This window comes from Viscerimonas tarda, from assembly GCF_054601255.1.
This window is the reverse complement of record NZ_BAAHWV010000013.1, coordinates 76496-100294: the sequence shown is the minus strand read 5'-3', so window position 1 is coordinate 100294 and position 23799 is coordinate 76496. Positions and strand designations below refer to the sequence as shown.

At 43.9% G+C, this 23799-nt stretch carries 24 protein-coding genes and 1 pseudogene; 21 read left to right on the top strand and 4 right to left on the bottom strand.

Annotated features, from left to right (window positions below):
• The first annotated feature begins 49 nt into the window (after positions 1 to 49).
• From ACYPWY_RS07785 to ACYPWY_RS07755, 7 genes are all read left to right on the top strand, one after another.
• A complete protein-coding gene (locus ACYPWY_RS07785) occupies positions 50 to 679 on the top strand; it encodes an IS630 family transposase (RefSeq protein WP_459684893.1) in 630 nt (209 codons plus the stop codon).
• 213 nt (positions 680 to 892) lie between these two features.
• Positions 893 to 2248: a TrpB-like pyridoxal phosphate-dependent enzyme gene (locus ACYPWY_RS07780; RefSeq protein ID WP_459684886.1), complete on the top strand. Its 1356-nt coding sequence runs from the start codon at positions 893 to 895 to the stop codon at positions 2246 to 2248.
• Between the two features lie 158 nt (positions 2249 to 2406).
• The gene (gene trpD, locus ACYPWY_RS07775) at positions 2407 to 3411 is read left to right on the top strand and encodes an anthranilate phosphoribosyltransferase (RefSeq protein WP_459684885.1); all 1005 of its coding nucleotides are present in this window, start codon (positions 2407 to 2409) and stop codon (positions 3409 to 3411) included.
• A 92-nt stretch (positions 3412 to 3503) separates the two neighbouring features.
• Positions 3504 to 4286: an indole-3-glycerol phosphate synthase TrpC gene (gene trpC, locus ACYPWY_RS07770; RefSeq protein ID WP_459684892.1), complete on the top strand. Its 783-nt coding sequence runs from the start codon at positions 3504 to 3506 to the stop codon at positions 4284 to 4286.
• Positions 4283 to 4912, top strand: a complete 630-nt coding sequence (locus tag ACYPWY_RS07765) for a phosphoribosylanthranilate isomerase (RefSeq protein WP_459684883.1) — start codon at positions 4283 to 4285, stop codon at positions 4910 to 4912. The genes trpC and ACYPWY_RS07765 overlap by 4 nt, the downstream gene beginning before the upstream one ends.
• A 2-nt stretch (positions 4913 to 4914) precedes the next feature.
• Complete coding sequence (gene trpA, locus ACYPWY_RS07760) at positions 4915 to 5688, top strand: tryptophan synthase subunit alpha (RefSeq protein WP_459684881.1); 774 nt, start codon at positions 4915 to 4917, stop codon at positions 5686 to 5688.
• Between the two features lie 276 nt (positions 5689 to 5964).
• Positions 5965 to 6438: a hypothetical protein gene (locus tag ACYPWY_RS07755; protein WP_459684880.1), complete on the top strand. Its 474-nt coding sequence runs from the start codon at positions 5965 to 5967 to the stop codon at positions 6436 to 6438.
• A gap of 124 nt (positions 6439 to 6562) precedes the next feature.
• Here ACYPWY_RS07755 and ACYPWY_RS07750 read toward each other — a convergent pair whose 3' ends face one another.
• The 4 genes from ACYPWY_RS07750 to ACYPWY_RS07735 all read right to left on the bottom strand — a co-directional run bounded on the left by ACYPWY_RS07750 (position 6563) and on the right by ACYPWY_RS07735 (position 11534).
• Positions 6563 to 7759 (bottom strand): hypothetical protein, encoded by a 1197-nt coding sequence (locus ACYPWY_RS07750; RefSeq protein ID WP_459684879.1) that lies wholly within the window; start codon positions 7757 to 7759, stop codon positions 6563 to 6565.
• 4 nt (positions 7760 to 7763) lie between these two features.
• The gene (gene murA / locus ACYPWY_RS07745; protein WP_459684877.1) at positions 7764 to 9068 is read right to left on the bottom strand and encodes a UDP-N-acetylglucosamine 1-carboxyvinyltransferase; all 1305 of its coding nucleotides are present in this window, start codon (positions 9066 to 9068) and stop codon (positions 7764 to 7766) included.
• 86 nt (positions 9069 to 9154) lie between these two features.
• Entirely contained in the window at positions 9155 to 10153 is a 999-nt protein-coding gene (gene murB, locus ACYPWY_RS07740) for a UDP-N-acetylmuramate dehydrogenase (protein ID WP_459684875.1), read from the bottom strand.
• Between the two features lie 214 nt (positions 10154 to 10367).
• Positions 10368 to 11534 carry an AIR synthase related protein gene (locus tag ACYPWY_RS07735; RefSeq protein ID WP_459684874.1) on the bottom strand — a complete coding sequence of 389 codons (1167 nt, stop codon included), beginning with the start codon at positions 11532 to 11534 and terminating at the stop codon, positions 10368 to 10370.
• A 400-nt stretch (positions 11535 to 11934) separates the two neighbouring features.
• On the opposite strand from ACYPWY_RS07735, the gene ACYPWY_RS07730 reads away from it, so the two are divergent.
• The 14 genes and pseudogenes from ACYPWY_RS07730 (at position 11935) to ACYPWY_RS07665 (ending at position 23785) form a co-directional block, all read left to right on the top strand.
• Positions 11935 to 12345 carry a pilus assembly protein HicB gene (locus tag ACYPWY_RS07730; RefSeq protein WP_459684872.1) on the top strand — a complete coding sequence of 137 codons (411 nt, stop codon included), beginning with the start codon at positions 11935 to 11937 and terminating at the stop codon, positions 12343 to 12345.
• Positions 12346 to 12433: 88 nt separating this feature from the next.
• Positions 12434 to 12616, top strand: a complete 183-nt coding sequence (locus ACYPWY_RS07725; protein WP_459684871.1) for a type II toxin-antitoxin system HicA family toxin — start codon at positions 12434 to 12436, stop codon at positions 12614 to 12616.
• Between the two features lie 19 nt (positions 12617 to 12635).
• On the top strand, positions 12636 to 13034 hold the full coding sequence (locus tag ACYPWY_RS07720) for a helix-turn-helix domain-containing protein (RefSeq protein ID WP_459684869.1): 399 nt from the start codon (positions 12636 to 12638) through the stop codon (positions 13032 to 13034).
• 36 nt (positions 13035 to 13070) lie between these two features.
• Positions 13071 to 14711 (top strand): phosphoethanolamine transferase, encoded by a 1641-nt coding sequence (locus ACYPWY_RS07715; protein WP_459684867.1) that lies wholly within the window; start codon positions 13071 to 13073, stop codon positions 14709 to 14711.
• Positions 14712 to 15157: 446 nt separating this feature from the next.
• On the top strand, positions 15158 to 16333 hold the full coding sequence (locus ACYPWY_RS07710; protein WP_459684865.1) for a MalY/PatB family protein: 1176 nt from the start codon (positions 15158 to 15160) through the stop codon (positions 16331 to 16333).
• A gap of 237 nt (positions 16334 to 16570) precedes the next feature.
• The gene (locus tag ACYPWY_RS07705) at positions 16571 to 17137 is read left to right on the top strand and encodes an FKBP-type peptidyl-prolyl cis-trans isomerase (RefSeq protein ID WP_459684863.1); all 567 of its coding nucleotides are present in this window, start codon (positions 16571 to 16573) and stop codon (positions 17135 to 17137) included.
• A 58-nt stretch (positions 17138 to 17195) separates the two neighbouring features.
• Positions 17196 to 17465, top strand: coding sequence for a zinc ribbon domain-containing protein (locus tag ACYPWY_RS07700; protein ID WP_459684861.1), 270 nt, complete (start codon positions 17196 to 17198; stop codon positions 17463 to 17465).
• Between the two features lie 70 nt (positions 17466 to 17535).
• Positions 17536 to 18633 carry a glutamate 5-kinase gene (gene proB / locus ACYPWY_RS07695; RefSeq protein ID WP_459684859.1) on the top strand — a complete coding sequence of 366 codons (1098 nt, stop codon included), beginning with the start codon at positions 17536 to 17538 and terminating at the stop codon, positions 18631 to 18633.
• A 4-nt stretch (positions 18634 to 18637) separates the two neighbouring features.
• Complete coding sequence (locus tag ACYPWY_RS07690) at positions 18638 to 19888, top strand: glutamate-5-semialdehyde dehydrogenase (RefSeq protein WP_459684858.1); 1251 nt, start codon at positions 18638 to 18640, stop codon at positions 19886 to 19888.
• Positions 19889 to 19918: 30 nt separating this feature from the next.
• A pseudogene (locus ACYPWY_RS07685) lies at positions 19919 to 20745 on the top strand (BRO-N domain-containing protein).
• Positions 20746 to 20758: 13 nt separating this feature from the next.
• Complete coding sequence (locus ACYPWY_RS07680; protein ID WP_459684856.1) at positions 20759 to 20944, top strand: hypothetical protein; 186 nt, start codon at positions 20759 to 20761, stop codon at positions 20942 to 20944.
• The gene (locus ACYPWY_RS07675; RefSeq protein WP_459684854.1) at positions 20944 to 21885 is read left to right on the top strand and encodes an acyltransferase; all 942 of its coding nucleotides are present in this window, start codon (positions 20944 to 20946) and stop codon (positions 21883 to 21885) included. The genes ACYPWY_RS07680 and ACYPWY_RS07675 overlap by 1 nt, the downstream gene beginning before the upstream one ends.
• Positions 21885 to 22838 carry an N-acetylornithine carbamoyltransferase gene (locus tag ACYPWY_RS07670; RefSeq protein ID WP_459684853.1) on the top strand — a complete coding sequence of 318 codons (954 nt, stop codon included), beginning with the start codon at positions 21885 to 21887 and terminating at the stop codon, positions 22836 to 22838. Before ACYPWY_RS07675 ends, ACYPWY_RS07670 begins: the two co-directional genes overlap by 1 nt.
• The gene (locus ACYPWY_RS07665; protein WP_459684851.1) at positions 22835 to 23785 is read left to right on the top strand and encodes an acyltransferase; all 951 of its coding nucleotides are present in this window, start codon (positions 22835 to 22837) and stop codon (positions 23783 to 23785) included. Before ACYPWY_RS07670 ends, ACYPWY_RS07665 begins: the two co-directional genes overlap by 4 nt.
• Positions 23786 to 23799: the final 14 nt, after the last annotated feature.

Genomic DNA, 23799 nt, shown 5'->3' with positions numbered 1-23799 from the left:
AGCAGGCGACGGGAAAAGAGGCGAGCAACTTGACCTTCAAGCGTTTTTTATCCGCATTGGCGCAAGATATAAGCGTATAAGGAAACGCCCAAGGGGAGTCCCCTCGCCGCAGCTCTACGAGTACAAGTTGGAGAAGCTGCAAAAACTTGAACAACAGGAAAGTGAGGGGCGTATTGTCCTCTACTATGCTGATGAAAGCCACGTTTGCACCGAGGGATACGTTCCCTACGGTTGGCAGTTGCCTGGAGAGGATGTATGCATTCCTTCCCAAAGAATCGCAAGGCTCAATATCTTCGGAATGATTGACAGAAAGAACCATTATGAAGGTTTCACCACTACGGAGAGCATCACCGCAGACAAGGTTGTCAGCTTTCTCGATGCTTTCTCGTTCCGTGTACGTAAGGACACGTTTGTCGTACTTGACAATGCCTCCGTCCACCGCAATCATAAAATACGGGAGTTGAGACCTGTCTGGGAGAAAAGAGGTCTTTTCCTTTTCTATCTGCCTCCGTATTCCCCGCATCTGAACATTGCGGAAACACTTTGGAGAATATTGAAGGGAAAATGGATAAGACCACAGGACTATGCGAGTACTGACACACTTTTCTACTCCACCAACAGGGCGGTGGCAGCGGTGGGTAAAGAACTGTTCATTAACTATTCGCATAATGTCGCTTAATTTTGAGTACTTACTTATATTCCATTAAGTCCATATATAAGAATGCTACTTGTTTGGATAATATCCTATTTTATGGCAACTTTGATGTATTTATATCTGGAAAAACCATTTATGAATATCCGAAAGAAAATACCCTTTTTGAATAGAAATCATCAGATAATAAACAAACAATCGTCAATAATTTTTTAAACCATAAATAAAAACACAAAAGCTATGAGTAAGAAGATTTTTTTAAGCGAGAATGATATTCCGACAAGCTGGTACAATGTTGTGGCAGATATGAAAAATAAACCGCTGCCTCCGTTAAATCCGGCAACAAAAGAAGTGCTGAAACCCGAAGACCTGGAGCCTGTTTTTGCCAAAGAACTTATCAAGCAAGAATTGTCGGGCGAACGCTGGATAGAAATTCCGGACGAAGTGAGGGAATTGTACAAAATATGGCGGCCAACCCCATTGGTTCGGGCTACCGGCTTGGAAAAAGCCCTGGATACGCCCGCCCATATCTATTTCAAGAACGAAAGTATAAGTCCCGTAGGTTCTCACAAGCTCAATTCGGCTATACCACAGGCTTATTACAATAAAAAGCAAGGAATAACGCACCTCACCACCGAAACCGGCGCAGGACAATGGGGCGCAGCGCTGAGCTTCGCCACCAGTTTGTTCGGCCTCAATCTGGACGTGTATATGGTGAAGGTGAGCTACGAACAAAAACCCTACCGCCGCGTAATGATGCAAACATGGGGCGCCAATGTAGTGGCCTCGCCCAGCAACCTGACCGAAGCCGGACGAAAAATTCTGGCCAAAGACCCCAACAATTCGGGAAGCCTGGGCATCGCTATTTCGGAAGCGGTGGAAATGGCTGTCAAGGGAGAGAATACCCGCTATACATTGGGTAGCGTATTGAATCATGTATCTTTGCATCAAACAGTTATTGGCTTGGAGAGTGAAAAACAAATGGAAATAGCAGGCGAATATCCCGATGTAGTTATCGGATGTTTCGGCGGCGGTTCCAATTTTTCGGGGATTGCCTTCCCTTTCCTTCGCCACAAGCTGACCGACGGCAAAGCTATCCGCATTATTGCAGCCGAACCGGCCAGTTGCCCGAAACTGTCGCGGGGTAAATTTGAATACGATTTTGGCGATACCGTAGGGATGACACCCTTGTTGCCCATGTACACGCTGGGACACGATTTTCAACCGGCAGACATTCATGCAGGCGGATTGCGCTACCATGGCGCCGGCGTGATTGTTAGCCAGTTGCGCAAAGACGGGCTTGTAGAAGTTCAGGATATTCCACAATTGGAAACATTTGAGGCCGGACGCTTATTTGCCAATACCGAAGGAATTATTCCCGCACCCGAATCAACTCATGCCATTGCAGTAGCTATAAAAGAAGCCCTGAAAGCCAAAGAAGAAGGCGTGCAAAAAAATATACTGTTCTGTTTGTCAGGCCATGGGCTGGTTGACATGTCGGCTTATGACCAATTCTTGTCGAATAAGATGAAGAATTATCAGCTGAGCGATGAGGAAATAGCCAAATCGACAGAGGTGTTGGAAAAATTAGTTTGAAAACCGTAGGGGCTGTATAAAAAGTCTCTTCTCTTAGATTGTCATTGCGGGCTCCGACCCGCAATCTCCTGACATTCAGTTGATGTTTGTCAGGAGATCCCGTGTCAGACACGGGATGACAGGCTTTTGACACAGCCCCCTACAAAATTAAAAAATAAATGAGACAGATACTGAATAGATTATTCGACCATCAAAGTCTGAGCAGGGGCGAGGCCAAAGACATTCTGACCCGGATGGCCTTGAATGAATACAACGATTCGTCAATAGCGGCGTTTATTAGTGTCTTCCTTATGCGAAGCATTACCATCGACGAGTTTATGGGATTTACCGATGCCTTGCTCGACATGCGGAGGAATGTTGATTCGTTGGCAGCGTATAATCCGGTTGATATTGTGGGTACCGGCGGTGATAATAAAAACACGTTTAATATCTCCACCCTGTCGTGTTTTACGGTGGCGGCAGCCGGTTATAAAGTGGCAAAGCACGGCAACTACGGCGCAACCTCGGTGAGTGGCGCATCGAATGTGATGGAACAGCACGGCGTGAAATTCACCACCGATACCGGAAAACTGGAACGCTCGCTCGACAAATGCAACATGGCCTACCTGCACGCACCCTTATTTAACGATGCGCTGAAAGTGGTAGCTCCTGTGCGAAAAGCATTGGGTGTGCGTACATTTTTCAACATGTTGGGGCCGGTCGTTAATCCGATAAAACCCAAGAGGAGCGTGCTGGGCGTATTCAACCTGAAGATGGCGCGCATGTATCACTACATGTACCAGCAGACGGATTGCGATTATGCCATTATACACGGGCTCGACGGCTATGACGAGATTTCGTTGACCGGCGACTTCAAAATAATAGACCGGTCGATAGAAAAGATTTTCTCGCCCGAAGAGCTGGGTTTTGAACGCTACAAGGAGTCGGATTTGTATGGCGGAAATACGCCCGAAGATGCCGCTCATATTTTCGACGATGTGGTGAATAACGTAGCCACCAAAGCCCAGAAAGACGTGGTGATTATTAATTCGGCAGTAGCCATCCGAACAATCGACCCCTCCAAGTCGATGGCAGAAGCCATTGCCGAAGCAACAGAAGTAATCGAAAGCGGAAGATTGAAAAAGACCTTTCTTCAGTTTTTGGAATTAAATACAGCCCCCTAATCCCCCGTAGGGGGACTTAGTCCCTCCAACCTCCCCGTAGGGGAGGCTATTAAAGTCCCCCTACGGGGGATTTAGGGGGCTATAACTCGTAACTGATGAACATACTAGATAAAATAGTCGAAAATAAACGGCTGGAGGTAGCGCAGCAAAAGAAAGAAACGCCACTCGACCGCTTGGCCGCTCAGCTGGAGGACAGCACGAATAAACAGTCGTTCAGGCAGTCGCTGATAGATTCGCCGACGGGAATAATCGCGGAATTCAAGCGGAAATCGCCCTCGCGTGGCTGGATTTTTGAACAGGCGAAGGTGGAGGATGTTATCCCGCTATATTCCGGGTATGGGGCTAGCGCTATTTCCATACTCACCGATACGCATTTCTTCGGCGGAAGTTTCAAGGATTTCAGGAAAGCCCGGAGCCTGACCAACACACCGCTGTTGAGGAAAGATTTTATTGTGGACGAATACCAGATTTATCAGGCTAAGCTGCTGGGCGCTAATGCAGTACTACTCATCGCCTCGGCTCTGACGATACCCGAAACGAAGCAATTCGCCGCCAAAGCCCGCGAATTGGGTTTGGACGTGTTGCTCGAGGTGCACAACGAAAAAGAATTGGCATACATAAACGATAAGGTGGACGTGATAGGCGTAAATAACCGCAATTTGACTACCTTTGTTACGGATGTGCAGGCCTCCTTCGATTTGGCGGAAAAAATCCCTGCCGGATTTGTAAAAATATCGGAGAGCGGCATTTCGCAGCCTCAAACGGTTATTGACTTGCGCCAAGCCGGATTCAGGGGATTTTTGATGGGTGAAAACTTTATGAAAACCGACAATCCGGGACAAGCTTTAAATGATTTTATTCGTCAGTTGATATGATGATAAAAGTGTGCGGGATGAAATACCCCGAAAATATCCGGCAACTGGCAAGTTTGCCAATTGATTTGATGGGATTTATTTTCTATCCCCGTTCGCCCCGTTATGTGGCCGGACTGGAACCCGGCGTATTGGCTGCCATCCCCGACCGGATAAAAAAAGTGGGCGTTTTTGTCAACGAGCAACCGGATAGGGTATTTGCCTGCATGGAGAAATACAAGCTGGATTATGTGCAGTTTCACGGCAACGAAAGCGTTGACTGGTGCCGGTTGACGAAAGCCAGGTATCCGGCAGTTAAGATTATAAAAGCGTTTAATGTTTCCGGCGCTTCCGATTTTGAAAAGACGGAAGCCTATTCAAGCGTTTGCGATTATTTTTTGTTCGACACCAAAACATCACAGCATGGCGGTTCGGGACAAAAATTCGACTGGACAATCTTGGATGCATACAGGGGAAATCTTCCTTTTTTCCTGAGCGGAGGCCTATCGGCAGATGATGCTGAATTGGTAAAGAGCTTAAAACATCCGAAACTGTACGCGCTCGATTTAAACAGCAAGTTTGAAACAGCGCCCGGATTAAAAGATATTGCATTATTGGGCGAATTTATAAATCGCCTGAAAAACAAATAAATATGAACAGAATAAAACAACTCTTCGAAAACAAGCAGAAAAATATACTATCGGTATATTTTACGGCAGGATACCCTCATCTGGAGGATACAAACGGAATTATCAGGGAATTGCAATCGAATGGCATTGATTTGATTGAGATAGGGATACCTTTCTCCGACCCAATGGCGGACGGACCTACCATACAGGCGAGCGGTACGGCTGCCCTCAAAAACGGTATGACGCTGAAAATCCTGTTCGAGCAGTTATCGACTATCCGGCAAGACATCACCATACCGCTTATACTGATGGGCTACCTGAATCCGGTGATGCAATACGGCTTCGAGAACTTTTGCATCAAATGCAAGGAAACAGGCATCGACGGCGCCATTATCCCCGATTTGCCGTTCAACGATTACATCAAGGAATACAAACCGATTGCCGACAAGTACGACATTAAAATAGTCATGCTGATTACGCCCGAAACTTCGGACGAACGCGTCCGGTTGATTGATGAACACACCGATGGATTTATCTACATGGTATCCTCGGCATCGACAACAGGCGCTCAAAGCAGTTTCGACGAAAAGAAACAGAACTACTTTAAACGCATCAATGCGATGGGTTTACGCAATCCGCGCCTGATTGGTTTCGGCATATCGAACAAAGCAACGCTGGATGCTGCACAAGCCAATGCCAGCGGCGCCATTATCGGCAGTAAATTTATCAGCTTGCTGAAAGAATCGGCTTCTGTTAAAGAGGCTGTTGCGGGGTTGAAGAGGAGTTTGATGTGCTGATATGCTGATATGCTAATGTGCTGATGCCTTTCGGTAAAGCGCCCATAAAAGACTACGCACGTTACGGATGAGATTCCTCCCTTTGGTCGGAATGACTCGCCTCTCAGTGATTTAAAGGATGAAGAAATGGCGGCTTCGCCGCCATTTCTTCATCCCCCCTCTCAAAAAAAAGAGACCGTCATTTTGAGCGTAGCGAAAAATCTCTTGCTCATATCAGCAACTTTACCGAAAGGCATCAGCAGTTTTTCTAATTTGCTAATTTGCTAATTGATTTTTATGAAAAAATTTATCCTATTTATCTTGATGGTCTTTGTTTCCTGTGCGGTATTTATATCGTGCAGCGACAATGTTGATGACAGGGAAAAGCCTGCAATTCTTACGTCTTTTAAGGACAACGACACCTTGTACATAAGCGCCAGGGACACCAATGTCTTTACGATTGAACTGCAAGATAACGAGGCCTTGTCAACCTTGAAGATACATTTGGTTTGCAATGCCGGAATCGACACGCTTAGCCGCGACAGTACGAGCGCCGCCTTGCAAAAATCCATCTATATGTGGGGCTTGTTCAATGCCAAATCGGCCATCGTTACCGACACCTTCAGTATTCAAACGACCACCACCTACAAATCGCAACGCTATCCGGTAAGCGCAGGCGACACAAGCATCTATAAACTAATTGTCGGCTGCATCGACCGCGCCGGTAATTACGATTCGGTTGTTTATAAGGTTAATTTGGTAATCCCCTAAATCCTCGAACACAGAAAGAACGCAAATTACGCAAATTATGCGAATTCACGCAACTGATTTTATGAATTGACTGATTTTAAACAATATAATTTGCGTAATCTGCGTAATTTGCGTTCTTATGTTGTCAATCAATTAATACATAAGCCAAATACCTCGTATCTTCCCTCACCGGACAAAGAGACAGGTAACCTGATTTAATTTTTCCGTTTTCCACCAGCAAGGGATGCGATTTTATTCGTTGGGTGTGTTTGGCGTATAGCTCTCCGGGGGTGGCGTTGAAATCAATGTGGAAGGAGCCGGTTGAAGCTTCGGCGAGGATGTTTTTGCTCAGACTGAGGGTGAGAAAGCCCATGTTGTTCCGCAAATTTATTTCGACGCATGGCTGCAGATAAAAACAGTTATTTTCCTCATACACCAGCATATCTACGCCTACACAACCGGCATACAAGGGAGCAATATTTTCAGCAATAAACAAGATAAGCATTTCTTTCACCTCCTCCAATTGAGATAGCGGAATGAAGCGCGCTATTTCGGCCTCGATTTGCTTTTGAGAGCCAATAAAATTTCCCAGATACGCCCCTTTTTCGTTTGTTTGGAACAGCGATAAACCTTCAAATTTTGCCGTATTGTTTGCGGTGGTAAACTCCATGGCAAAGTCCAGTTTTTTATCCAGTACCTTTTCGATGGATACCGTTCCTTGTTTTTTGAGGTAGCCGTGCAGTATTTGCTGTTCGGTGCGGGTGAGTTTTCCTTCGGGCAACCACAGCAGTCCCCTACCCGACGACGAATACGGCGCTTTGGCCAAAAGTCGTATGCTGCTGTTCCGGCCTACATAATCCTCAATATCCTCCAGCGAATGGAAAAAGCGGGGTAACAGGTCTTCGGCAAAGGCAGTCGATTTTTCAAGAATAAATCCGAGGCATTTTTTGGCAGTAGCGCGGCTGTTCAGGCTTTTGTATTCCTCCCGCCATTCCGGTATATCCCAATTCAATTGATATTCAGTATTTATCGTGTCGAAAAAATGGATAACCTGCGGCGTAATACCCCAAAAACAAAGGCCTTGATTGAGCAGTTCATTCTTATGAGCCGGAATATCCGCTCCGGTTATATGCTTGGGCAGCACAGCCGAAAACTCGCCGACATGCGAAACAAACTCTTCCGGCAGATTTTCAGCAACCAGAATCCAATCGTCCGCACCGGCATACCACGCGGGCAGGAAAGATAAATCCCGCTGCATTGTTACCACATTAGCCGGAGCCATGTAATACTTTGAGGCGTTCAGGACGGCGGCTTCATGCCCCGGATTAAAAAAATGAATCATTTCCTTAATCCATCCTTAAAATATTAGCTCCCAACTGATTGAGCCGAACGTCAATATTTTGGTAACCCCTGTCTATTTGGTCGATGTTGTGAATAATGCTTTTCCCATCGGCGCACATGGCGGCGATGAGCAAGGCAATACCGGCGCGTATATCGGGCGAGGTCATCACGGTGGCGCGCATGGGTCGTTTTCCGGCGCCGATGACGGTTGCCCTGTGCGGGTCGCATAAAATGATTTGCGCCCCCATATCTATCAGGCGGTCAACGAAAAACAGGCGGCTTTCAAACATTTTTTGATGTATCAGCACGCTTCCTTTGGCCTGTGTGGCAACCACGAGCAACACGCTGATGAGGTCGGGCGTCAAGCCAGGCCAGGGCGCATCGGCTAGGGTAAGAATCGAACCGTCGATAAATGTATCTATCACATATTCATCTTGTTGCGGAATATAAATATCGTCTCCCCGGCGTTCGACAATGATACCCAACCGACGGAAGGCATCGGGAATCATACCCAGTTCGTCATAGGCCACATTTTTTATTGTCAGTTCCGATTTTGTCATGGCGGCCATACCGATAAAGCTGCCAATCTCTATCATGTCGGGCAAAATGCTGTGAGTAGTTCCGCCAAGCGATTCCACCCCCTCAATGCGAAGCAGATTGGAGGCAATACCCGATATTTTAGCGCCCATCCTGTTCAGCATTTTGCACAATTGTTGCAGATAGGGCTCGCAAGCCGCGTTGTATATGGTGGTCTCGCCTTCGGCCAGCACAGCCGCCATCACGATGTTCGCCGTACCGGTAACCGAAGCCTCGTCGAGCAACATATAAGCGCCCTTCAAGCGGTCGGCTGTAATGGAGTACATCTGGTCATCGGAATCATAATCGAATTTGGCGCCGAGTTTTTCAATGCCGGCAAAGTGCGTATCCAACCGGCGGCGACCAATTTTATCACCCCCCGGCTTAGGCAGCAAGGCCTTTCCAAAGCGAGCGACCAAGGGCCCGATAATCATGACCGAGCCCCTCAACGAAGAACTTTTCTTGACAAACTCGGGCGTTTGCAAATAGTCGATATTCACTTCATCGGCTCTGAACGACCAGGTATTTTCGTCGATTCGCCGTGTTTTAACCCCCATTTCCGAGAGCAGAGCTATCAGGTTATTTACATCCAATATATCCGGTATATTTTCAACTACCACCTCCTCGGAAGTCAACAAGGTTGCACATATTATTTGAAGCGCCTCGTTTTTAGCGCCTTGTGGGGTAATGTCGCCTTTCAGCCGACAACCGCCTTCTATTATGAATGATGCCATATTATTTTGAGTTAAGCCCCTCCAACCTCCCCGCAGGGGAGGCTATTAAAGTCTCCCCTACGGGGAGGTTGGAGGGGCTGTTGTGTTTATTCTATTCTCACTTCCGGTTCGAGCCTAAGGCCGAACTTTTCTTTGACTACCGATTGAATTTCGGTGGCAAACCGGACAATTTCGTTGCCGTCTGTCGTTCCGTAATTAACCAAAATCAGGGCCTGATTGGGATAGGAGCCGACATTTCCTAGCCGTTTTCCTTTGTATCCGGCGCGGTCGATCAGGAAGGCGGCAGATGTTTTTATTTGCCCGTCCGTCTGCGGATAAACAGGCAGGTCGGGGTATGTTTCCAACAATTTCCTGGCTGTTTCCTCGCTTATATACGGGTTTTTGAAAAAGCTGCCGCAATTCGGCAGCCGCTTGTGGTCGGGTAACTTGCGTTGCCTGATTCGGATAACAGCATCCCTCACATCCTTTATTGTGGGCTGTTCAACATTTTCGAGTTCCTTATTCAGGTCAAGGTATTCAGGTGCATAAGTGAACGATTTTTTCAGGTGAAAAATAACCGAAATAATGACGTATTTATTCGTCCGCTTAAAAATGCTGTTCCGGTATTCAAATTCACATTCTTTATTCGAGAAAGACAGTATCTCGCTCGTCTCCATATCCAGCGCAATGACTTCGCGAATGCAGTCTTTTACCTCGGAACCATACGCGCCAATATTCTGGACGGGAGATGCGCCGACCGTTCCCGGTATCAGCGATAAATTTTCGATACCCGCAAAGCCTCTTTCCACACAATGCGCTACAAAATTATCCCAGTCTTCCGATGCCATTGCCTCAACAAATACATCGTCATCCTCTTCGCCGGATATTTCGTGCAAGCCTTTCAAGCAAGGTTTAATGACCAAGCCATTGAAATCGCGCGTGAAAAACAAGTTACATCCTCCGCCTACGATAAGCTTTTTCTCCGCCGGATAATCCACAAAGCATTCTTTCAGTTGCTGAATGTTTTGTGGTTCGCAAAACAACTTTGCATAAGCCTCCGTCTGGAAAGAATTGAATGTTTTTAACTGAACGTTTTCCTGATACATTATTTTACGATTGAGTATTGTGCAAAAATAAGAAATAAATCAATAATTTCCTTACTATTTGGAAAAGTAGCAAATAGAGACAACAACAGATTCTTACCTCATTTTCTTAACTTAATGACATTGGGCTAAGGCTGAAAGCTTTTAACTCAGATTAAGAAGTATTTATCTTACCGATGTGATGCTCCTCAAGCATTTTCTTGAGAATTATTCATATTTAATACACAAATACACCAAATTCACTGTTTATCACCAACTGCTTTTTATCCGATTGTTCAACACGACCCACTATTTGAGCTTCGATGCCAAATGATTGGGATATTTCGATTACTTGCTGTGCGTATTGTGCCGGCAGGTAAACTTCCATCCGGTGCCCCATGTTGAATACTTTGTACATTTCCTGCCAGTCGGCGCCCGATTGCTCGTGTATCAATCTGAACAGCGGTGGAACGGGGAACATATTATCTTTTACAATCTTCAGGTTATCGACAAAATGCAGCACTTTGGTCTGCGCTCCTCCTGAACAGTGTACCAGTCCATGTATCTGAGGGCGAAGCATATCCAGCAGCTTTCTCATCACCGGGGCATAGGTGCGTGTGGGAGACAAAACCAGTTTTCCCGCATCTATGTCCAAGCCCGAAATAGCATCGGTCAACTTCATTTTTCCCGAATAAACCAGGTTTTCGGGAATCGAACTGTCGTAACTTTCGGGGTATTTCCTGGCCAGGTAATTGGAGAAAACATCGTGGCGCGCCGATGTCAAACCGTTGCTGCCCATTCCGCCGTTGTAGCCTTTTTCGTACAATGCCTGCCCGTAGGACGACAAGCCTACAATAACATCACCGCCTTGTATTTTGTCGTTGGATATAACATCGGCACGCTTCATCCGGCAAGTAACTGTACTATCGACAATAATAGTACGAACCAAATCGCCTACGTCAGCCGTCTCGCCACCTGTCGGGAAAATATTCACACCCAGTTGAGCCAATTCCTCACACAGTTCATTCGTGCCGTTTATAATTGCCGAGATAACCTCGCCGGGTACAAGCAATTTATTTCGTCCGATGGTTGACGAAAGCAAGATATTATCGGTTGCGCCAACACACAACAAGTCGTCGATATTCATAATCAAGGCATCCTGAGCGATGCCTTTCCACACCGAAATATCTCCGGTTTCCTTCCAGTACATGTAAGCCAGTGAAGACTTGGTGCCAGCCCCGTCGGCGTGCATAATATTGCAATAGTCGGAATCGCCACCCAAAATATCGGGTATTATTTTGCAAAAAGCCTTGGGATATAAACCTTTGTCTATATCCTTTATAGCATTATGCACATCCTCTTTTGAAGCCGATACTCCTCGCTGATTATATCTTTGATCGCTCATTTCTTTGATTGTGGGTATTATAATTGTACAAAAGTACGAAAAAAGTGAAAAACGAAGACTAATGTACCAATTATTTAATGTAGGAATGTGGTAATTAATATTGGTAATGAAAAGTAAATAAAAAAATAAATAATTGGGTGAGCAGTTGCATATATAGCGATAAAGCTATATATTCGTAGTCTTAATCAAAAAAGATTTATGAAATTTTCGGAATTACATCGCCGACTTGAAAAAGCTGGGTAGTACATCGTAAAAGAGACCGATCACAGGTATTATGGGCGCTACGACTTCCCCCATTTGATTAAAGTAGGCCGACACGGAAGTAAAGAGGCGCCTCCAAACAAATTCAATAAAGTGATGAAACTAGCGGGACTTAAATAATTAAACAAAGAAGAAAAACATGGAAAAGAAAAAAGTAAAAGCCATTATTGGAAAATCAAAAACAGGATTTACCATTATGATGGATGGATTTGACTGGGCTATGTCATACGGAGATACACTGGAAGAAGCTAAAAAAGATTTTGAAAATTTTCCAAAAGAATACATTCAAGTATCTAAAGAAACAGGCAGGGCTATACCAGCTGAGCTGAACGATGGAAATCTGGACTTTGAATATGTATATGACTTATCGGGTTTCTTCGCTCATTATGGATTTATATCGCCTACAAAATTGGCTCGCCGAATTGGAGAAAATACAACTTTAATGCGTCAATATGCCTCAGGATGTACTTATGTGAGCGATACAAAGAAAAAGAAGATAGAAAAAGAAATACATGAAATTGGTAAAGAACTCTTAGCTGTTTCTTTTTAAATGGCTCCTGTTTTTAGACAAAAAGCACAAAAAACACTTGCATATAAGTATTAATATTCGTACCTTTGAACTCTAATAATTAAACAAAATGAAGTATTCGGAGTTTCACCGAAAAATATTAAAAAATGGCTGGGTATTTGTTTCGGCAACCGGTAGCCACTATTTTTACGAAAAAGATGGAATACCTTCCCTGCCAGTACCGTACCACGGTTCCAAGGAAATGGGAGAAGGATTAAGAAATCGTTTAACAAAATCAATGGGATTGATATAACCCCAATCAAAAAATAATTATGGAAAAGTTGTATATTATAGTCGAAAAAAGCAAAGATTATTATGATGCTTTTGCCGAAAATTGTGAAGGCGTATATGGCGCAGGTGATAGTATAGAGAGTGCAAAGGAAAACGTATTGGAAGGTTTAAGATTGCTTATTGAACATCACAAAAATAATTTGCCTGAGATACTGAAAGGCGAATACGAAATAGAATATAAATTTGATGTCTCTTCCTTTTTAAAGTATTATTCCGACACATTTAGTTTATCGGGTTTGTCGAGGCTGACGGGTTTAAATCAAGGCTTGCTGAGCCATTATGTAAACGGGCGTAAAAAGCCTCGCAAAGAAACGGTACAAAAAATAGCCGACTCGCTGCACAAACTGGGTAAAGAAATTGCCGAACTGGAGCTTGTTTGATAAAAATTAAACGAGCACACAGATAACTGCAACTACATGACCAAGCTGAAAAACGTCCTATTTTCATTGGTGAAAGCATATAAATACTCGCTTTGCCTTTATATGCTATTGTTTATTATCGCGTTCATCTTCCGAATCAACATTTTGGGAGAAAGCCTGCCCAAAGACCTCCTTTTTGCCGGATTGAACGCAATTCTTATCCTGTTGGTCGTTATCATTTTTGCACGAACCATATTTCGGATACCTGTCATCATTCTTGTATCCCTTCTTATATCGGCAGATTTGGGGCTTTTCTGTTTTTACGGAGGATTAATGAACTATGGCATATTGGCATCCATCATGGAAACCAATCTGTCCGAGGCTTTCGGAATGGGAAAGCTGGTACTTCCTGCCGGAATAGTAGCTTTCGTTGTCCTTTATTTCCTGATAAACAAATCGACATTGGAAATAAAAAAGAAGCCGGCGAAAATCAAAACAATCCTATTCTACACAGCAGCCATCCTCTTCGGAATTTTTATCTTGCCGGGATTGTTTTCGTTTGCCGAATTCAAGTCAAATATAGCTATTACAACGCGCTACAATAAAACGCTTTCCACAACAGCATATTATTCATCGGTCATCAGGTGGAAATACCCCTTGGTAATAAATGATATTTTTATCGCTTCGGCCTATTTTGACGAAATGGCCAAGTTCAGGGAAGATATGAACAGGACAAAAACACTACCCGAAGGTGTGTTATTCGACCAAGAGAAAGGAAAGATAGATAAAATTATAGTGGTTTTGGGCGAAAGTTCCAACAGGGAAAACTATTCGCTGTATGGATACAACATAAAAACAACGTCTTTTCTCGACAGTCTATCGGCTAAAAGTCCCGAATTAGTATCATTCTACGACCATATTATATCTCCGGCATCCGTAACCAGAGATGCCGTGAGGATATGCCTTTCGTTTTCAACCGTCCTCAATTTCCAACCGTTTATTGATAATAAAAACGTAGTAGATTTGGCAAACGATGCCGGCTACGAAACAGCTTGGGTATCGAACCAAAACAGGATGAGTTGGGTTGAAAATTTCACCTATCTGATAGCAAAGAGTTCGGACACCTGCGTTTTCCGCCCCGATATTTCCCCCAACGATTTGGACTTGATTCCTGTTATAGACAACATACAAAAGCCCGGCGTTAAACAATTTATGGTCGTTCACCTGGCCGGTAACCATCAGCCGTATGATGATAAATACGACCGGGAAGACTCAAAAATGCTAGGCTCTTCGGGAAAAACCATCGACTACGATAAATCCATTCATCACACCGACAGGGTCCTTCGGGAAATATATAAGTTATTTGCTAAAACCGAAGAAAACACCCTGATTTACTACTTCTCCGACCACAGCGAAAAAGTGAACGAAGGTCATGCCATTTTGAACAAATACAAAATACAATACCACATTCCTTTAATTGTGATGCAAAACAACGCGTTTATAAATGCCGACAGCCTTATCTGCAAATATTACGACAAGCAAACAGGCCGGTTAAACACATCCTCCAATATTTTCCAGCTGAGCGAATTAATGGGGTATCGTGTGGCCGACAGCTTGATTGAAAAATCGAAAATTGATGGGAGATACATTATTCAACCGGATGGCAGCTATTGCCTGTATGATGCTATAAAAGAATGAAACAGGCTGCGAAATACTAGCTCAATGTACCGAGGGCATTCGCAATATTTTAGATTTTGCACCGATATATTATCCAGGGCAAACCTTAAAAAAATTTACTGCTTATGCCTTTCGGTAAAGTTGCTGATATGAGCTGGAGATTCCTCCCTCTGGTCGGAATGACAGTCTCCTTTTTGGGAGAGGGGATGAGGAAGCGGCGGCAAAGCCGCCGCTTCCTCATCCCTTAAAGCGCTAACAGGCGAGTCATTCCGACCAAAGGGAGGAATCTCATCCGTAACAGTAGTACTAAATTTTTCATGCGTTTGACCTGGAACTTTGAACCTTGAATCTGGAATTTTGAACTTTTTTACTATCTTTGTTCCACCTCTCTTGCCTTTCCAGAGGAGGGTAAATAAAAAGCCTCCTCATTCGGGGGTGATTGGAGGGGGCTTAATTTGTAACTTGTTATGAACCAGTACAATTTCAACCAGATAATCGACCGCAAAGGGACAAATGCCTTGAAAACAGAGGCTTTAGAGAAAAGGTACGGACGTAGCGACCTGATTCCTCTTTGGGTGGCCGATATGGATTTTCTTTCTCCACCCCAAATAACGGAAGCCATTATAGAACGGGCTAAACACGGCATTTTCGGATACACCGAGCCCTCGCAGGAATATTACGATGCCATTATCAACTGGGTAGGGAAACACCACAACTGGGCGATTGAGCAGGAATGGCTCGACTACATTCCGGGCATAGTGAAGGGCATCGCTTTTGCCGTTGATTGCTTTACCACAACAGACGACAAAGTGATTATTCAACCACCTGTATATCACCCGTTCAGGATTGTACCGACTTTGCACCACCGGACGATTGTGAATAATCAACTGGTTTTAAGGGCAGGCCAATATACGATGGACTACGAAGACCTGAAAAATCAGCTTGATTCCTCCTGCAAAATGCTGATTCTCTGCAATCCGCACAATCCGGGTGGAAGGGTGTGGACCAAAGACGAACTGGCTGAACTGGCCGAAATCTGTTTCGACAACAAGATACTGGTGATTTCGGACGAAATACATTCCGATTTGGCGCACGAGGGGCACAAACACATCCCTTTCGCTACTGTTTCGGAAAAAGCGGCGATGAACAGCATCACGTTTATGGCGCCAAGCAAAACATTCAATATTGCGGGTATCGTCAGTTCGTATGCTATTATTCCCAACGAGCAGATAAGGCATAAATTTCATGCTTACCTGCACAGCAGCGAGCTGGACGAAGGGCATATCTTTGCTTATACGGCCACGCAAGCCGCTTACGAACACGGCGAAAACTGGTTGAAAGAAGCAAAAGAATATATTTGGCAAAACATTCTGTTTGTCGATAATTACCTGAAAGAAAATATTCCGCAACTGAAAGCAATGTTGCCCGAAGCCTCATTTCTTGTGTGGCTCGATTGCAAAGAATTAGGATTATCACAAAAAGAATTAGTATCTTTGTTCGTTGAAGATGCACGATTGGCATTAAACGACGGCAGCATGTTCGGCAAGGGGGGCGAAGGCTATATGCGCTTAAACGCAGGCTGTCCGCGCTCGACGCTCGAAGAGGCGCTTGGGAGGCTTAGGGAGGCGATTGATAAGGATTAATGCTCATATTTGAGTAAACAGTTATTTTTTGTAAATGATAAGGTAATAATAATGGGAGCAATTATCGGTTTTATAATCATCGGGATACCTTGTGCTGTATTCCTGGTCTATTGTCTTACGCCAGCAGGAAAACGTTGGTTAAAAACAAACCATTTACTTTAAAAACTTGTGTGTACAGACGTGGCACGCCACGTCTCTACTTATAACTGATTAAACATACATTAAACTATTATAAAAATGAAAATTTCACAGAACAAATTTGTCTCGCTAACATACGATTTGAATGTAGGAGAAGGTGAAGACCGCGAACTAATGGAAAGGGCAACCCCCGAAAATCCGCTTGAATTTATATTCGGAACCAACTCAATGCTTCCCGCCTTTGAAGAAAAGGTCGATAATTTATCGGAAGGCGATAATTTCAGTTTTACCCTTACTCCCGAACAGGCATACGGAGAGTATGACGATGAGCATGTTGTAGATCTACCGAAAGATATATTTGAAGTAGATGGCAAAATAGACGACACGGTTGTTTTTGAAGGAAACATTGTGCCGATGATGGATGCCGACGGTAACCGCCTGAATGGCTCGGTAGTAGCAATAAAAGATGAGGTAGTAACCATGGATTTCAATCACCCGCTAGCCGGAGAAACCCTTAACTTCACCGGAAAAGTATTGACCGTGAGAGATGCCAGCGCCGAAGAAATTGCGGCCATATTCTCGCACCATGGTTGCGATTGCGAAGGATGCGATTGTGGCGAAGACCATAGCGGCTGTGCCCCCGAGTGCGGTTGCGGATGTAACTAAAAACAGCCCCTCCAGCCTCCCCGTAGGGGAGGCTGGAGGGGCTCTAATTATAAAAATTATGGAACAGGAATTTTGTCAAAGTTGTGCGATGCCGTTAAGTGACGGGCAATATGGCACAAACAAAGATGGTGGCGCAAACAAGGAATATTGTTGCTATTGCTACAAAGAAGGAGCTTTTACACAAGATGTTACGATGGACGGAATGATAGAACATTGCGTTCAGTTTTTGGACGATTTCAACAAAGATTCGGGCAAAAAACTGAGCAAGGAAGAAGCCATCGCCCAAATGAAGCAGTATTTTCCTGCGCTTAAAAGATGGAAAGCATAGAACGGATAGCCCCCTAAATCCCCCGTAGGGGGACTTTTAAAGAACTGTCATATTTTTCTTCTGAAAGAAAATGAAAGAAAAAGAGAAAGAGAGATTAAGAATCGTTGTAAAAATAGGCAGTAATGTGCTGACCCGCAAAGACGGTACGTTGGACGTTACGCGCATGTCGGCGCTTGTCGATCAGGTTGTTGAGCTGAAGAAATCGGGCATTGAGGTCATTGTAGTTTCGTCCGGGGCAGTAGCTGCCGGAAAAGCCGACATACAATCTCACAACAAACTCGATATGGTTTCGGCGCGGCAATTATTTTCGGCCATCGGGCAAGTTAAGCTTATCAACCATTATTATTCCCTTTTCCACCAGCATAAAATCACCTGCGGGCAAATTCTGGCTACAAAAGAAGATTTCTCTACGCGGCGGCACTACCTCAACCAGCGCAATTGCATGACCGTCATGCTCGAGAACGGGGTTGTTCCGATAGTGAACGAAAACGACGCCATTTCGGTCAACGAACTGATGTTTACCGATAACGATGAGCTTTCGGGTTTGGTTGCAGCCATGATGGATTGCGATAAACTAATCATTTTGAGCAATATAGACGGGATATACAACGGAAATCCGGCGGATGCAGGCGTGAAAGTCATCAGGGAAATTGATGTCAAAAAAGACAACATCGAAGAATACATACAATCATCGAAATCTTCGGAGGGAAGAGGCGGTATGCAAACCAAGTACAATATCGCCCGCAAAGTAGCCGAAGAAGGCATTGAGGTGATTATTGCCAACGGTAAAAAAGAAAATATACTCTGCCTCATCGTCAACAAAGAACCGGACTGCACTTATACCCGCTTTATCCCCGACAAAAAGAAAGTTTCGAGCATAAAAAAATGGATAGCACACTCCGAAGGATTTGCCAAAGGCGAGATATACATCAACGAAGGAGCCAGGGAAGTATTGCTGGGAAACAAGGCTATCAGCCTGTTGCCGGTAGGTATCGTAAAAATAATGGGCGAATTTGAAGCCGACGACATTGTGAAAATAATGGATGAAAAAGGCATACAAATCGGCGTAGGCAAGCCCTCCTGCAACAGCGAAAAAGCGCGACAGGAAATAGGAGCAAAACAAGCTAAACCAATCATTCATTACGACTATTTATACTTAGAAAAATAGAATTATGGAAGACTATCAAAGCCTCTTTCAAGCAGCGTATGACGCACGCGAATCGATGAGTTTTCTGGATGAAACTACTGCCAGTGAAATACTGGAAGCCATCGCCAGAGAAGCCGAATTGAAGATGCATCATATCCTTTCCGAAAATCAAAAAGACTTGCAGCGGATGGATAAAGACCATCCGATGTACGACCGTCTATTACTGACCGAAGATCGGATTCTGGGGATTGCCAACGATATAAGGAATGTAGCAAAACTGCCCTCTCCCGTTGGACGAATACTGAAACAATCGACCCACGCAAACGGCATGAGGATAAGAAAAGAAGCCGTTCCTTTTGGCGTTATCGGCATTGTGTATGAAGCCCGCCCGAATGTGAGTTTCGATGTATTTTCGCTTTGTTTCAAAACCCGGAATGTTTGCTTGTTGAAGGGCGGTTCGGATGCGCGGTTCTCGAACGAGGCCATTGTGGATATTATCAGGGAAGCGCTTGACAACCACAATGTAAACCCCAATGTGTGCACCCTTATGCCCAGCGAAAGGGAAGCCACTGCCGAATTGTTGAAAGCAAAAGACTACATCGACCTGATTATACCCCGGGGCGGAAAATCGCTCATCAACTTTGTGCGCGAAACATCGCTCATTCCGGTGATAGAAACAGGCGCCGGCGTATGCCATACCTACTTCAACAAATACGGCGACCGCGAAAAAGCGCAAAAGATAATATTCAATGCCAAAACCCGCAGAGTGAGCGTATGCAACACCCTCGATTGCCTGATTATCGACAAAGAACGCCTCGAAGAATTGCCTTACCTGTGTAGCCTGTTGCAAGAAAAAAACGTAATACTATACGCCGATAAACCGGCATACGAAGCTTTATCGGATGGGTATCCGAAAAATCTGTTGAAACAGGCTGACGAGGATACATTTGGCATCGAGTTTTTGGATTATAAAATGGCTGTAAAAACCGTCTCCGATATACAGGAAGCATTGAAACATATCGCCAGATACGGGTCGAAACACAGCGAATCCATCATCAGCGAAGACGAACAATCGGTGAAACTATTCGAGCAATTGGTGGACGCATCCAGTGTTTACGCCAACGTATCAACAGCATTTACCGATGGCGCCCAATTCGGACTGGGAGCCGAAATAGGCATCAGCACACAAAAAATACACGCCCGCGGCCCCATGGGACTGGAAGAATTGTGCACGTATAAGTGGATAATAGAGGGAGAAGGACAGACAAGGTGGTAAACGACAATACAAGTAATACATCGGGGAAACATGGATAAGCAAACAGCTATAAAATTATTTGAAGAGAAGAAGGTGCGTACCGCATGGAACGAAGACGAAGAAGAGTGGTATTTTTCGATTCAGGATGTTGTAGAAATCTTGACAGAAAGTAGAGATGTAAAGCAATATATCAAAAAAATGTTACGCCGCGATGAACAATTAAAAAACAACTGGGGTACAATTTGCACCCCAGTTGAAATGAGAACCGTGGATGGGAAACGGCGAAAAATACAAGCCTCCAATATTCAAGGACTTTTCAGAATCATACAATCTGTCCCATCACCCAAGGCGGAACCATTTAAGCAATGGCTGGCACAAGTGGCAAAGGAACGTCTTGACCAAATGCAAGACCCCGAATTGTCGATAGAACAAGCCATGACCGATTACAAACGTTTGGGCTATTCTGACAATTGGATAAACCAACGGCTGAAAAGCATTGAAATTCGCAAGGACTTAACGGACGAATGGAAAAGGCACGGCTTACAGGAAGGTGTACAATTTGCCTCGCTAACCGATATTATTTACAAAACATGGGCGGGAAAGACGGCGAAAGAATACAAACAGTTCAAAGGTTTGAAAAAAGAAAACCTGCGCGACAATATGACAAATAAAGAACTGGTGATTAATATGCTTGCCGAGCTATCCACAAAAGAAATATCCGAAGTTTCTAATCCTGAAACGAGGACGTTGCCAAACGCGGAGGGAATATCGCACTTGAAGCTCGCCTAAAGCTCGAAGCCGAAACAGGTAAGAAGGTGGTTAGCCCACTAAATGCAATGGATGCACTAAGAATCGAAGATAGAAAAAAGGAGAAATAAATGTCATATTCTCATGCCAAAGAAAAAGAAAAAGTCTTCCAATAAAATAACTGTTGAAGACTACATAAAAGCCGTAAAAAAAGCCAACCGCGAAATCCAGTTATCGGCTCAACCGGGATGGGTTTCGACAAACAAGATACATAAAAGCAAAAAAGCATATAGCCGAAAAAATAAAAGAACAGACTATTTGAGTGATTGATGATGGAACGAAACATAACTATCGACTATTTTAAACTATTTCTATGTGTACTGGTTATGACCATACACATGTCTCCGCTATTCACGGCAGACAAGGCTAATTTGGGGGGATGGCTCATATCCAACGGTATTTCCCGAATCGCAGTTCCTTGTTTCTTCTTGCTGAACGGCTACTTTATTGCCGAAAGAATAAGAGACTGCAAATTTGTAAAAACCTATTTAATCCGTTTAATTATACTCTATATAGTATGGACGGCTATTTATTACGTGAGATTCTCTCATTACGATACAACATATATTCCGGTATTCTTAATCGCCGGATACTACCATTTATGGTATATTACGGCCTTGATAGGAGGCGTTTTATTGTTATACTTCCTGAGGAAATGGGTAAACAATAACCAGGTATTACTCATCGGCTCTATTGTTCTTATTCTTTGTGGATATTATATTCAAAACCATATTTATCCTTTTGCTTATGCGGCAATAAACGTTATCTTGTACAAGAATGCCATTTTTATAGGATTACCCTTTATTTTTGGCGGTTATTATATTAGAAGCATCGAAGCAAAGATAAAAAACATCAAGTTATACGGCTTGTTATTTCCGGTTATTCTCAGTTTTATCACACTTTTGGTGGAAGCAGGCAACACCGACCGTTCATCAATTCCGAATGATTTATATGTTTCCCTCATTGTTTTTTGCCCCACGCTATTTATACTTGTTCTGAAATATTCCAAGTATGCGCCAAGTGATGGCTATATCGGCAAATTAGCCTCTGGAATATATTTCGTTCATATACTGATGTTTATTCTTGTAAGAACAATACTGAATTACCCTCGTGAAGACCATATATACATATTACCGATTACTCTGTTCTTCTCGATGATAGCATCGGCAGGGATTATTGAATTGAATAAACGACTAAAAATATTTTTATAATGAGAACCTATACAAATGTCAAAGATTTAGGAAATCTTGAAAATGCAGTTAAAGAAGCGCTTGAAATCAAGAAAAACAGGTATGCATACAAGCATCTGGGCGAAAATAAAACCCTGCTGATGGTATTTTTCAACTCCAGCCTCCGCACACGCCTGAGTACCCAAAAGGCCGGTATGAACCTCGGTATGAACACCATAGTACTCGACATAAACCAAGGAATGTGGAAACTGGAAACCGAACGCGGCGTAGTGATGGACGGCGATAAAACAGAACACATCCTCGAAGCCATACCGGTTATGGGTTCTTATTGCGACATAATAGGCGTACGTGCGTTTGCCCAGTTCGAGAACAAGGCCGACGACTACAACGAAAAAATACTCAATCAGTTTATCCAATATTCGGGAAAACCCGTATTCAGTATGGAAGCGGCCACAGGGCACCCGCTACAAGCATTCGCCGACCTGATTACCATTGAAGAATACAAAAAAAACGACCGTCCAAAGGTGGCGCTTACCTGGGCTCCTCATCCCAAAGCCTTGCCGCAGGCTGTACCCAATTCGTTTGCCGATTTTATGAATGAAGCGAATGTCGATTTCGTTATTACCCACCCCAAAGGCTACGAGCTTGATTCTAAGTTTGTAAGAGGCGCCAGAGTAGAATACGACCAGGACAAGGCATTGGCCGGAGCCGATTTTGTGTATGCCAAAAACTGGGCAGCCTACGAAGACCCAAATTATGGTAAAATCCTGAACAAAGATACCTCGTGGACTGTTACAACAAACAAAATGGCTTTGACCAACAATGGATATTTCATGCACTGCTTGCCTGTGCGCCGTAATATGATTGTCAGCGACGATGTAATCGAAAGCCCACAGTCTATTGTAATACCCGAAGCCGCCAACCGCGAAATTTCGGCACAAACAGTAATCAAACGCATGTTGGAAAGTTTATGATAGAAAGAAATGTAACTATCGACTATTTTAAACTATTTCTATGTGTACTGGTTATGACCATACACATGTCTCCGCTATTCACGGCAGACAAGGCTAATTTGGGGGGATGGCTCATATCCAACGGTATTTCCCGAATCGCAGTTCCTTGTTTCTTCTTGCTGAACGGCTACTTCATACAAGGCAAGCTTAACAACCGGCAAGGTATTTATTCTTATCTAAAGCGAATGCTGAAAATATACATTGTCTGGACATTGATTTTCATTCCATTTTTCCTTGGCCGTTCGCATACCCAGATAGCATTGTTTGTTGTTTTCGGATATTATCATTTATGGTACCTGCCGGCTCTGATGCTGGCCGTATTCGGGCTGTTTGTGCTGAAAAAAGCAATCAAAAGCGATAAAACGCTGTTAATTCTGATAGTCGTCATCTATTTTATCGGATACATCATACAGTATTATCTGATAGATTCGGATATCCCCCGGGCAATTAAACTGGTGATTTCGCGCAATGGCTTATTCAATGCCCTGCCCTTTGTCTTTTTAGGATACTACATAAAGGCTTATGAAGACAAGTTAAAGCGCATCAAGAATATACATTTGTATATAACAACGGTTTTGTGTTTTGTTTTGATGGGGATTGAATCGTATATATCCTATTATTACGCATCCATGAAAATACTGGATGCATTCGCCGTATCGCTCATTATTTGTCCCGCTTTGTTTTTAATTGTCCTGAAACATTCTAAATTTGCAGTGGATGATGGATATATCGGACAATTGGCTTCGGGAATCTATTTCGTTCATGTGATAGCTATTTCGCTCGTTGTGAAGATATTTAATGAAGGAGGCGAATTCAACATACATTGTTTGGCGCTCATTTATTTCTTCAGTATGCTATTGTCGGCAGGAGTAATTGCCGTAAACAAGCGACTAAAGATATTTATATAACATCACAAAACTGA